At 58.1% G+C, this 9,503-nt stretch carries 10 protein-coding genes; 8 read left to right on the top strand and 2 right to left on the bottom strand.

All coding sequences use genetic code 11. From position 1 onward, the window contains the following. The coding region (locus tag Q0239_RS17590; protein ID WP_298605282.1) for a response regulator transcription factor at window positions 1–492 on the bottom strand (492 nt) is incomplete at its 3' end. A gap of 352 nt (window positions 493–844) precedes the next feature. Between Q0239_RS17590 and Q0239_RS17585 the strand changes: the two genes are divergently transcribed. Genes Q0239_RS17585 through Q0239_RS17575 form a run of 3 tightly spaced genes read left to right on the top strand, consistent with a single transcriptional unit; the run spans window position 845 to window position 5,243 of the window. Beyond that, window positions 845–3,793 (top strand): TonB-dependent receptor, encoded by a 2,949-nt coding sequence (locus Q0239_RS17585; RefSeq protein ID WP_298605280.1) that lies wholly within the window; start codon window positions 845–847, stop codon window positions 3,791–3,793. Between the two features lie 41 nt (window positions 3,794–3,834). Next, on the top strand, window positions 3,835–4,839 hold the full coding sequence (locus tag Q0239_RS17580) for an LD-carboxypeptidase (RefSeq protein ID WP_298605279.1): 1,005 nt from the start codon (window positions 3,835–3,837) through the stop codon (window positions 4,837–4,839). Then, window positions 4,836–5,243, top strand: coding sequence for a DoxX family protein (locus Q0239_RS17575; RefSeq protein ID WP_298605277.1), 408 nt, complete (start codon window positions 4,836–4,838; stop codon window positions 5,241–5,243). The genes Q0239_RS17580 and Q0239_RS17575 overlap by 4 nt, the downstream gene beginning before the upstream one ends. Here Q0239_RS17575 and Q0239_RS17570 read toward each other — a convergent pair whose 3' ends face one another. Next, complete coding sequence (locus tag Q0239_RS17570; protein WP_298605275.1) at window positions 5,244–6,140, bottom strand: LysR family transcriptional regulator; 897 nt, start codon at window positions 6,138–6,140, stop codon at window positions 5,244–5,246. 100 nt (window positions 6,141–6,240) lie between these two features. On the opposite strand from Q0239_RS17570, the gene Q0239_RS17565 reads away from it, so the two are divergent. From Q0239_RS17565 to Q0239_RS17545, 5 genes are all read left to right on the top strand, one after another. Next, window positions 6,241–6,954 (top strand): pirin family protein, encoded by a 714-nt coding sequence (locus Q0239_RS17565; protein ID WP_298605272.1) that lies wholly within the window; start codon window positions 6,241–6,243, stop codon window positions 6,952–6,954. A 62-nt stretch (window positions 6,955–7,016) separates the two neighbouring features. Next, on the top strand, window positions 7,017–7,616 hold the full coding sequence (wrbA, locus tag Q0239_RS17560) for an NAD(P)H:quinone oxidoreductase (RefSeq protein ID WP_298605270.1): 600 nt from the start codon (window positions 7,017–7,019) through the stop codon (window positions 7,614–7,616). A gap of 3 nt (window positions 7,617–7,619) precedes the next feature. After that, the gene (locus Q0239_RS17555; protein WP_298605269.1) at window positions 7,620–8,411 is read left to right on the top strand and encodes a class III extradiol ring-cleavage dioxygenase; all 792 of its coding nucleotides are present in this window, start codon (window positions 7,620–7,622) and stop codon (window positions 8,409–8,411) included. 31 nt (window positions 8,412–8,442) lie between these two features. Beyond that, window positions 8,443–8,844, top strand: a complete 402-nt coding sequence (gene arfB / locus Q0239_RS17550) for an alternative ribosome rescue aminoacyl-tRNA hydrolase ArfB (RefSeq protein ID WP_298605267.1) — start codon at window positions 8,443–8,445, stop codon at window positions 8,842–8,844. Window positions 8,845–8,857: 13 nt separating this feature from the next. Continuing rightward, window positions 8,858–9,340 (top strand): GAF domain-containing protein, encoded by a 483-nt coding sequence (locus tag Q0239_RS17545; protein ID WP_298605265.1) that lies wholly within the window; start codon window positions 8,858–8,860, stop codon window positions 9,338–9,340. The last annotated feature ends 163 nt before the right edge of the window (window positions 9,341–9,503 follow it).

The following is a 9,503-nucleotide window of genomic DNA, read 5'->3' as shown; positions in this document are numbered from 1 at the left end:
GCGCAGCGACAGCAGCTCGAGCATCGCATATTCCTTGCCGGTCAGGTGGACGCGGCTGCCATCAACTTCGACGGTCTTGGCATCGAGATTGACCGCCAGCTTACCAGTGCGGATGACCGACTGGCTGTGACCCTTCGAACGGCGCACAACTGCATGGATACGGGCGACCAGTTCTTCGCGGTGGAACGGCTTGGTGACATAATCGTCGGCGCCAAAGCCGAATGAACGCACTTTGCTGTCCATTTCCGAAATACCGGAAAGAATGAGCACCGGCGTCTGCACCTTGGCGACGCGCAGCTTCTTCAGGACGTCATAACCATGCATGTCGGGCAGGTTAAGGTCCAGCAGGATGATATCGTAATCATATAGCTTGCCTAGATCGAGGCCTTCCTCACCCAGGTCGGTCGAATAGACGTTAAAGCCTTCGGTCGCGAGCATCATCTCGATGGCTTTCGCGGTGGTCGGTTCGTCTTCAATCAGCAACACGCGCATGCGGCTGGCCCCTCTTTGCTTTTGCAACCCCCGATGCCTGTGCCTCCCGAAGCGGCGACGCAGCCATCGACTGTTATTAACCATAAGGGAAATGAACTGAAAAGGTTAATTTCGTCTTAACGCGCAGGAATCCACGAGTCGCGGGGAGTCGGATCGGGCAAAAGTGACTCAAATCCTAGGGTTTTGGAGTCGCTTCAGGGGTTAAAAAAATTTCGCCGGGGCGCATCAAACGACCCCAAAATTATCCCCAATTGCCATTTGCCAAGCGGAAATTGCGTTGCTAGCCTTAACTTTCAGGGTTTTAACATGCCGCAACCACATAGTGGGGCGGCATTAGCTGGAGGGCTATGACATGAAGTTGCACAAGCTAGCATTATATCTGACGGCAGCAAGCCTCGCCGTACCGGTCGCGGCGCAGGATGAGAGCGCACCACAGAGTGGAGAAACGGCTGCTTCGGAGCAGGCGATCATCGTTACAGGTTCGCGGATCAAGCGTGATCCTAACAACAGCCCGCTACCGCTCACTGTAATCACGCCCGATGATATTACGCGTGAAGGTATCAATAGCCCCGAGCAGTTGATTTCATTTCTTACCAGCAATGGTAATGGCGCCGACAATCTGGCATCCAACTCGGATGTGGTTTCCGGCGCGCAGCGCGGAACTAATGGGCTTTCGTCGGCAAACCTGCGCGGTCAGGGTTCTGCATCGACACTCGTCCTGCTCAACGGTCGCCGCGTGGCAGCACACGGCCTCACCGGTTCTGCGGTTGACGTGAACCAGATTCCTTTCGCCGCAATCGAGCGTATCGAGGTTCTCAAAGATGGCGCGTCGGCAATCTACGGCACCCACGCAATCGGCGGGGTGATCAACTTCATTACCAAGTCAAATTTCCGGGGGCTCGCGCTGACCGGCTTTGTCGACTTCACCGAGGAAGGCGACAGCCCGATCTACCGCCTCTCCGGCACGGTTGGTTATGGCGATATCGACGATGATGGATTCAACGTCATGGCTGCGGTCAGCAAGAGCTGGAACGGCGTGCTATATGGCAAGGACCGGGATTTCGTGAACGGTAACCAGCCCAATCGCGGACTGTCAGTCGATACACGAGGTACACCCATCGCCACGATGTTCCCGAACGGAGCAAACTCGATTTTCGCGCCGACCGGATCGCTGTTAAGCGGCGTCTCGCTGATTGAAGCGGGGGCAACCACAGCCGCAAGCGGCGGCATCAACTTTTTGGACCTTCCGGGCGGCGCGGGATGCGAAACCATGGATGGCGGCATGGCCTATGATCAAGTGTTGTGGGCGATTCCGGGTGCGCGTTATGCCTGCGCATGGGATACCGGTCGCGCGGCAACGCTGCAGCAGCCGCTCGAAACCTTGACCTATTACGGCAAGGCGACATTCGCCCTGGGCGATCACCGGATTTCTGCCGAAGTCACCGGATCGGATGCAGATTCGGCCAAGCGTTTCTCGAACAACCAATATTCGGGCAATACCGGTTCATTGCCACTCTATTATCCGCTCAATGCAACCACGGCTTCCACTTATAATGACATCTACAACAGGCTGGTTGCGGTGTTCCCTGCTGTCGCGGCGAACTACGGCAAGCCGATCGCCTATCGCTGGCGCTGTATCGTTTGCGGGCCGCGTGAATATGAAACCAACACCAAGACATTGCGAGCGGGCTTGAATATCGAAGGGCCACTGTGGGGCGATTGGGATTATCGCGCAGGCGGCTCTTACGCGAAGAGCGAGTCCTCATCGACTTTGGGTAGTGGGTATCATTATCGCGGTGTATTCGCGAATGCTGCATCCGCTGCAGCATCCGGCGTTCCCGGTGCTGTATCGGGCGGCCTAGATCCGCGCGCGCCAATTGCTCCCGGTGCGACTGCTCCTGGTATTGTTGGCTTGTTGAACAGTGGCATTCTCAACCCCTTCTCGTTGACGCAAACCGATGCCGCGATTGCAGCACTCAACGCGATTTCGGCAGAGGGCACGACGCTGTATGGCGGCCAATATGAAGTCAAACAGTTTGATGCCTCGATTTCTGGTTCGCTGTTCGATCTTCCGGGCGGTGCGGTCCAGGTCGCCATTGGTGCTGACTATCGTAAGGAGACCTACAGCTTCAACGGATCGCCCGCGGCAGTCACCGGTCAGCCCGACATTTTCAACGTCGCGTTTGACAATGTGAATGCATTGACGCCGAAAAATCGTACGGTGAAAGCTCTTTACGGCGAAGTTTTGCTGCCGGTATTCGACATGCTGGAAGTCACTGGAGCGGTTCGCCTCGATGACTATACAGGTTTTGGTACCACGGTAAATCCGAAGGTATCGGCTAAGTTCCGACCAACTGATTGGTTGATGTTCCGCGGATCCTATAACACTGGTTTCCGCGTTCCAGCCTTCAACCAGATTTTCAACGGTGTTACGCAATCGCCCAACCCGGGTAACACATTGACCGACCCGACCACCTGCCCGGCAGGAGGCGTGATCAATGTGACGCCGGGATGCAATGCGATAACGCCTGACTCGTTGAGCGGCGGCAATCTCAATCTTGGTCCTGAAACTTCGGAGCAATATTCGGTCGGTGTCGTGCTGCAGCCGACATCACGGATTAGCGCATCGCTGGATTTCTGGTCGATTGCCGTCGACGATACCATCGGCGCGCTCACGATCCGCCAATTGCTCGACAATATTGCCGACTTCCCTGATCGCGTGATCCGCACCAACGGCATCATCACATTGCTCGATTTGCGTGCCGACAATATCGGTTCGCGTCGCACGCAGGGATTGGAAGTGATGCTTCGCGGCGGCTTCGATGCGCTCGGAGGAGAGTTCACCGCTGGACTGGATGGAACCTACCTGTTGAAGAAGAAGGAAAAGTTCCTTCCATCATCGCCTTACGGCCCCAGCCTGCTTGGTGTATTCACTTATGCGGGTGACCTCGGCCTGAAGTGGAAGCATAATGCGTTCCTTTCTTATACGAACGAAGACTTCACCTTCACGCTCTCGCAGATCTTCCGCAATGGCTATAAGAATAACACAGCCATTCCGGGATCGACGGCGCGTCCGGATTTCAATCCGCGGGTGAAAAACTATGTAATCTACAACATGTCGGCGAGTTACGCCTTTGATGAGCGCTTCAAGCTGACCGGCGGTATCAAGAATCTGTTCGATACCGACCCGCCGTTCGCGATCACATATGATAGCAACACCGGCTCGGGCTCCAGCTGGGAACCGCGCGTGGCCGACCCACGTGGCCGTTCGTTCACGCTGGCGGTAGAGGCAAAGTTCTGAGCGCCTCGCGTCGAACGATTATGACGGGGCTGGCGGCGCTGATGGCGTCGCCGGCCCTGCCTGCTTTGTCCGGCGGAGCCTATGCGGCACCGTCTACTGGTAAACGCATCAAACCGTCGCGTATCAAGCCCGGCGATACCATCGGCCTCATTGAACCTGCTTCGGCAAGTGACGATCCGTTCGATCTGGTTCTTGTCGAGGAAGCGATTCGGGCGATGGGGCTGGTACCCAAGCGCGCACCCAATTTGCTCAAACGCTATGGCTATCTGGCGGGTCAGGACAAGGAGCGGGCAGCGGATATCAATGCGATGTTCACCGACAAGGATGTCAAAGCCATATTCGCCGTGCGCGGCGGCTGGGGTGCGGCTCGTGCGCTTCCGTTCGTCGATTGGGATGTGGTGCGCGCCAATCCCAAATTCCTGATCGGCTATAGCGACATCACCGCACTCCACATGGCGATTGCAGCAAAGGGCGGGGCGGTTACGCTGCACGGGCCCAATGCCAGCAGTGCGTGGGGCAAGGCTTCCGTTGAAAGCTTCAAGGGGATTGCCTTCGATGCGGCGACGCCCTTGTTCGAAAATCCGAAGGCGACCGAAGACCGTTTGGTGCAACGTCGATGGCGGACGATCAAGATCCGCGGCGGCAAGGCGCAGGGGCAGTTGCTTGGCGGCAACCTGACCGTGCTGACCGCGCTCGCAGGTACGCCTTATCTACCCGATTTCACAGGCGCGATCCTGTTTCTCGAGGATATCGACGAGGCCGAATATCGCATCGATCGCATGCTGACCCAATTGGGGCAGGCGGGTGTGCTGCAAGGGGTGGCCGGCGCGGGCTTTGGCCAGTGTACCAATTGCCGCAATGCCGAAGGAAGCAGCTTTACGCTCAACTCGATCTTGCGTCAGCATTTCGAACCTTTGGGTATCCCGGCTTTCGAAGGGGCCTGGTTCGGCCATATTTCGGACCAGTTCACGATACCCCAGGGCGTGCTGGCCGAAGTCGATGCCGATGCCGGGACTTTGCGGTTGCTGGAGCCCGCCGTCGCATGATCCGCACCGCGTTGCGGGTGCTGCTGGCGCTATTCTATGCCTTTGCCGGGGTCGCGCATTTGCAGAACCCGGATGTGTTTCTGGCGATCACGCCCGATTGGGTGCCCTATCCGGCAGAAGTTGTTGCACTGACAGGCGTTGCCGAATTGGCCGGGGCGATTGGACTGCTGATCCCGCGTGGCTGGATAAATTGGGCACGGCCTGCGGCGGGTATCGGACTGGCGCTCTATGCCCTTTGCGTTTGGCCAGCCAATTTCAACCATGCCATCAACAATATCGCGATGGGCGGGGAGCCGCTGAGCTGGTGGTATCACGGTCCGCGCCTTGCGGCCCAACCGCTAATCATCTGGCTGGCTTTATGGGTAGGCGAGGTGACCGATTGGCCGTTCCGCAAACGCAGTTAATCAGGCCGTCGATAGCTTCTCTGCCAGGAAATCTATCAGGGCCGTCACCCGGCGCGGACGGATGGTGCTCGGCGGGGTGACGATGTGGATGGCGATGGGCGGGATTTTCCAGTCCTGCAATATCGGCTTCAGACGACCAGCCTTGATGTCCTTTTCACAGATAAAATCGGGCAACATGCCGATGCCGAGGCCCGCGCATAGGGCAGGCAGCATCGCCTCACCATTGTTGACGCGAAGCGGCCCGGACAGGCGAACGACCGTCTCGCTACCGTCGGGGCCGGTGAAGCGAATGCTTTCGGGATTGGAGGCGAGCGAGTAGCTGAGGCAGCGATGCTCGCCCAATTGGGCGGGGTGGCGCGGCTCGCCATATTCTGCGAGATATTCGGGGCTGGCCAGCACATAGCCGGTCACGACCCGCAATCGCCTTGCACGCAGCGAGCTATCGGGCAACGTGCCGATGCGCAGCGCCAGATCAAAGCGTTCGCCGATCAGATCGACCTTGGCGTCGCTCAGATGCATGTCGATGCTGATGCCGCGATGGCTGCACAAAAATTCGGAGAGTAAAGGCGCGACGCGGCTGATGCCATAGCTCATCGGCGCGGCTAGGCGGATCTGGCCGACGGGCTCGCTCGCCTCATCGCGCGCGGCCTCTTCGGCGGCTTCGCCTGCGGCGACGATAGCCTTGGCCTGTTCCAATAAGGATAAACCGCTTTCGCTCAGCACCAGCCGCCGCGACGTGCGATGGAATAGCGGCGCGCCGACATGCGCCTCCAGACGGGAGACGGCCTTGGATACCGTCGCCTTGGAAAGGCCGAGCAATTCCGCGGCGCGCGAAAAGCCGCCTTCCTCGGCGACGGCGGCAAAAATGCTCCAGGCTTCATAATCAGGTAAACGCATAAATGGAAACAATAGGTTTCCAATGTTTCTATTTCAATCCCAATTCGAAGGCCTATCTTGGCCCCATACAGAGACCACAACATAGGTAAGGTATCTCGCTATGATCGACAGTAAAGCAAAGGTGGAAATCCGGCCCTTCGCCAGCCTTGGCGGTGCCAATCATGGCTGGCTGGATGCCCATCACCATTTCTCGTTCGCCAACTATCATGACCCGGATCGCATGAGCTGGGGCAGCCTTCGCGTCTGGAATGATGACATCATCCAGCCGCAGACCGGCTTCCCGCCGCATCCACATTCGGACATGGAAATCATCACCTATATCCGTACCGGCGCGATCACCCATCAGGACAGCCTGGGAAACAAGGGCCGTACCGCCGCGGGCGATGTGCAGGTGATGAGCGCCGGCACCGGCATCCGCCACGCCGAATATAATCTGGAGGATGAGGCAACCACCTTGTTCCAGATCTGGATCGTCCCCAAGCGAACCGGCGGCGCGCCCAGCTGGGGCACTAAGCCATTCCCCAAAGGCGACCGGTCAGGCGCTTGGCAGGTGCTTGCCAGCGGTTTTGAAGAAGACAAAGAAGCCCTCCCCATCCGCACCGATGCGCGGGTCCTAGGCGCGACGCTGCAGGCTGGCGAGAGCTTGACCTATAAGGTTGGTGATCGTCGCTACGCTTATCTGGTGCCCGCAACCGGTGCGATCGAAATTGACGGTCTACGCGCCAATGCCCGTGACGGCGTGGCCGTCACTGCGGGAACCATCACCATAAGCGCCATCGAAAACAGCGAAATCGTCCTCGTAGACGCAGACTAACCCTCCCCTCTGAACCCCTCCTCCCGTCGTGGAGGAGGGGCCTTTTCTTGAAAGGATCTCCCATGCCCAAAGTCCTCGTCCTCTATTACTCCAGCTATGGCCATATCGAAACCATGGCCAACGCCATTGCCGAAGGTGCACGTGAAACCGGCGCGACCGTCGATGTGAAACGCGTTCCCGAAACCGCGCCGCTCGAAATCGCTCAAGCTGCACATTTCAAACTCGATCAGGCTGCCCCTGTCGCCACCATCGAGGAACTTAAGGACTATGACGCAATCGTCGTCGGTACGGGCACCCGTTTCGGTCGGATGTCGAGCCAGATGGCAGCATTCTGGGACACTGCCGGGGGTGTCTGGGCGCGCGGCGAACTGAATGGCAAGGTCGGCGCGGCCTTTACTTCCAGCGCTACCCAGCATGGTGGGCAGGAAACGACCTTGTTCTCAATCCTCACCAACCTGCTGCATTTCGGCATGACCATTGTCGGCCTCGATTATGGCTTTGCCGGCCAGATGCGCAATGACGAGGTGGTTGGCGGCGCGCCTTATGGTGCTACGACAATTGCCAATGGCGATGGAAGCCGCCAGCCTAGCGAAACCGAACTCGAAGGCGCGCGCTATCTCGGTCGCCGGGTTGCCAATACCGCTGCAAAGCTGTTCGGTTGAATCATGAGCAGGCAGCCCGCCCTTTTCGTTTCCCACGGTGCACCCACCATTGTGATCGACGACAGCTCGGCCCGGTATTTTCTGGCCGGACTGGCGAGCGGGCTGCCGGCGCAACCTGACGCCATCGTCATGATCTCGGCGCATCATGACGAACCACTGGCGTCGATTACCTCTGCCGAACAACCGGGAACCATTCACGATTTTGGCGGCTTTCCGGATGCCCTTTACCGTATGCGCTATCCGGCTCCGGGTTCACCGAAACTGGCACAACGCATAGCCCGGATGCTGGATGACGCCGATATTGCGAACCGCCTCGACTCTGAACGTGGTTACGACCACGGCACATGGACGCCGCTGATACTGGCATGGCCCAATGCCGATATTCCAGTGGTGCAGGTCTCGATCAACTCGCGCGAGACACCGGACTATCACTACCGGCTAGGTCAGGCTCTGGAGCCACTGCGCGACGACAATATCCTTGTCATCGGCTCGGGTGCGATCACGCATAATCTGCATGCATTTTTCCGGGGCGGTTATGCCGCGGATGCGCCTGCGCAGCCTTGGGTAATCGACTTCCTAGGCTGGCTAGATAGGCAATTGATTGCTGGTAGCCATGATGCGGTACTCGGCGCGATTGGAAAAGCACCGCACGGCGCCGACAATCACCCGACAATGGACCACATCCTGCCGTTGTTCGTCGCCTTGGGTGCAGGCGGTGTTGAGGGCAAGGCCACCAAGCTGCACGCCAGTGTCGAATATGGCGTGCTCGCGATGGACGCTTGGCGTTTCGACTAGCGCCGCAGTCAGCTGCGGCCTACAAGAAGACATGCCGTTTGAACTGCCCGAGGATCTGCTTGAAGAAACCTTTCTGGCATCGACCGGTCCGGGTGGGCAGAATGTCAACAAGGTGGCGACAGCGTGCCAGTTGCGGGTTGATGTCTTCCGATTGGGCCTTCCGCCTTATGCCTTTCGCAAGCTGAAAACTATTGCGGGCAGTAAAATGACTTCGTCGGGCGAGTTGATCGTCACCGCGCGCGAACACCGCACAAGAGAGGCAAATCGGGCAGAGGCCCGTGCCCGCATCATCCGCCTGATTGATCAGGCTTTTGTTCGGGAGGCGCCGCGGATCAAGACCAAACCAAGCAAGGCAGCCAAGGCCAGACGCGTCGATACCAAAAAGGGGCGGGGGGAAATCAAGAAGGGCCGTGGTAAAGTCCGGCTCGATTGACTATCTGGATCCCATGTACGCTTTCGATATCGCAACCGACGTCCCCAAAAGGGAGCTATATGCCGAGCTATTGAAGGCCGCCGATGCGCTGACCGCCGGTGAGCCGGACGGGATTGCCAATATGGCGAACATATCGGCATTGATCTGGCAGTTCGTGCCAGATCTGAATTGGGCCGGCTTTTACCGCATGGTTGACGGTGAATTGGTGCTTGGGCCGTTTCAGGGCAAATCAGCGTGCATCCGTATTCCCCTCGGCAAGGGCGTATGCGGAGCAGCGGCGCGCACTGGAACAACGCAGCTGGTTGAAGACGTCCACGCCTTTCCCGGCCATATCGCCTGTGATGCGGACAGCCGGTCGGAACTGGTTGTGCCGGTGAAGCGCAATGGTGCAATAGTAGCCGTCATTGATCTCGACAGCCCATTGCCAGCGCGGTTCGATGCGGATGATGCAGCAGGGTTCGAAACGCTGGCAGAACTGCTCTCGACGCGCATCTGACTCACTGCTTCATTTTGGAACAAAAGTTCTAGGAGTGCCGCAATTTACATTCGCGTCATGGTGCGCACTTCAAAACAATGTTAAGCACTTCTTAACTATCGAAGAATGCGCGCAAAGCGCTTCTTCGTGATGAGGGAGCGATTAACCATGAAAGCCCTTTTGA

Origin of the sequence: uncultured Sphingorhabdus sp. (genome assembly GCF_937872355.1) — a bacterium.
In the GTDB taxonomy this organism is placed as follows: Bacteria; Pseudomonadota; Alphaproteobacteria; order Sphingomonadales; family Sphingomonadaceae; genus Sphingorhabdus_B.
Note: the sequence above shows the minus strand (reverse complement) of the source record. Positions and strands in the feature narration are given on the sequence as shown.

Excerpts from the sequence above, each read along its gene's own strand:
- Q0239_RS17545 (WP_298605265.1), top strand. The coding sequence starts at position 8,858 with ATGTACGCTTTCGATATCGCAACCGACGTCCCCAAAAGGGAGCTATAT.
- Q0239_RS17555 (WP_298605269.1), top strand. The coding sequence starts at position 7,620 with ATGAGCAGGCAGCCCGCCCTTTTCGTTTCCCACGGTGCACCCACCATT.
- Q0239_RS17570 (WP_298605275.1), bottom strand. The coding sequence starts at position 6,140 with ATGCGTTTACCTGATTATGAAGCCTGGAGCATTTTTGCCGCCGTCGCC.
- Q0239_RS17565 (WP_298605272.1), top strand. The coding sequence starts at position 6,241 with ATGATCGACAGTAAAGCAAAGGTGGAAATCCGGCCCTTCGCCAGCCTT.
- arfB (WP_298605267.1), top strand. The coding sequence starts at position 8,443 with ATGCCGTTTGAACTGCCCGAGGATCTGCTTGAAGAAACCTTTCTGGCA.
- Q0239_RS17585 (WP_298605280.1), top strand. The coding sequence starts at position 845 with ATGAAGTTGCACAAGCTAGCATTATATCTGACGGCAGCAAGCCTCGCC.
- Q0239_RS17575 (WP_298605277.1), top strand. The coding sequence starts at position 4,836 with ATGATCCGCACCGCGTTGCGGGTGCTGCTGGCGCTATTCTATGCCTTT.
- wrbA (WP_298605270.1), top strand. The coding sequence starts at position 7,017 with ATGCCCAAAGTCCTCGTCCTCTATTACTCCAGCTATGGCCATATCGAA.
- Q0239_RS17580 (WP_298605279.1), top strand. The coding sequence starts at position 3,835 with ATGGCGTCGCCGGCCCTGCCTGCTTTGTCCGGCGGAGCCTATGCGGCA.